The sequence below is a fragment of the Pandoraea cepalis genome, from assembly GCF_902459665.1.
Classification (GTDB): Bacteria; Pseudomonadota; Gammaproteobacteria; order Burkholderiales; family Burkholderiaceae; genus Pandoraea; species Pandoraea cepalis.
The window spans coordinates 1-1,271 of the sequence record NZ_CABPSL010000048.1 but is presented as its reverse complement, the minus strand read 5'-3'; the positions used below and the strand labels follow the sequence as shown (position 1 = coordinate 1,271).

The window sequence follows — 1,271 nt, the reverse complement described above, 5'->3', positions numbered from 1 at the left end:
CGCCTGAACTCGCGAGGCGAGCGGTATTTCAGGGCTTTGTGCGGGTGGCGCTCATTGTAATGTTCAAACGCAATGGCCAGACGCGAGAGCGCCGTTGGCGCGTCGGGCTTGTCCATATAGGCGACGTAATTGTGCTTCATGGTCTTCACGAACGATTCAGCCATGCCATTGCTCTGCGGCGAACGTACGGGCGTGGTCAGCGGCTCCAGGCCCAGCTCGCGCGCGAAGCTGCGCGTGCGATGGTCGATGTAGGCCGAGCCGTTGTCCGTCAGCCATTCGATGGCCTGCGCCGTCTGCGTGGTGCCGAAGCGCTGCTCGACGGCCGCCAGCATCACGTCGCGCACCACGTCGCCGCTATGCCCGCCGGTCGTAGCAGCCCAGCTAATCGCTTCCCGGTCACAGCAATCCAGCGCGAACGTCACGCGCAGCGGCGTGCCATCGTCGCACCGGAACTCGAAGCCGTCCGAGCACCAGCGGGTATTGCTCCTATCCACGGCCACGCGACCGTCGTGCCGCCGCTTGTCTCGCCGCACGCCGGGACGACGCAGCAACAAATGGTGCTCACGCATGACCCGATACACGCGCTTGTGGTTGATGCACGGTGCGCCGACCATCTCGCGACTGCGGCGCAGCAGCGCCCAGATGCGCCGGTAGCCGTAGGTTGGCAGATGCGCCACGTGGCCATGGATTTCCTCGACCAGTTCCGTGTCGTCGGTGGGCTTGGCACGGCGACCGTCTTGCCAGTCAGACGAACGAGCCTGCTTCACTGCCACAACAGAGCGCGCCACGCCGAGAACTTCGCAGACCGTTTTCAATGGTCGTCCCCCGGCAGCAAGGGCGAGCGCGCAATCAGGTTTTTTGAACGGCCCCATTCCACGGCTTCCTTCAGGATTTCGACTTCCATTGTCTTTTTCCCGAGCAGCCGTTGCAGCTCCTTGATTTCCTTGATGGCTGCAGCCAACTCCGATGCGGGCACTACGGTTTCTCCCGCTTTCACCGCCGCCAGACTGCCTTCCTGGTATTGCTTGCGCCAGCCGAACACTTGGTTCGGGTTCACGCCGTGCCGCCGGGCCACGGCTGACACCGATGCTCCCGGTGCCAGCGTCTCCTGCACGATGGCGATTTTTTCCTGCGCCGTGCGCCGCCGACGGCGCTCCGGCTCGGTCAGAATTTCGATGGGTTCCACGTAATGACTAGGCTTACTGATAGACACAAGACTATCCGTTATTTTAAGAGAGTCCTTGTGTCCTCAGATACGTGGGGCCGCTCCA

At 62.6% G+C, this 1,271-nt stretch carries 1 protein-coding gene; it reads right to left on the bottom strand.

The genetic code is table 11. The features are described from left to right. A protein-coding gene (locus PCE31106_RS23860; protein WP_174975422.1) for an IS3 family transposase occupies positions 1-1,177 on the bottom strand; the annotation gives its coding sequence in 2 pieces (ribosomal slippage) (positions 1-862 and positions 862-1,177; 1,178 coding nt annotated over the 2 pieces). This gene is flagged as partial in the annotation. Positions 1,178-1,271 lie beyond the last annotated feature (94 nt).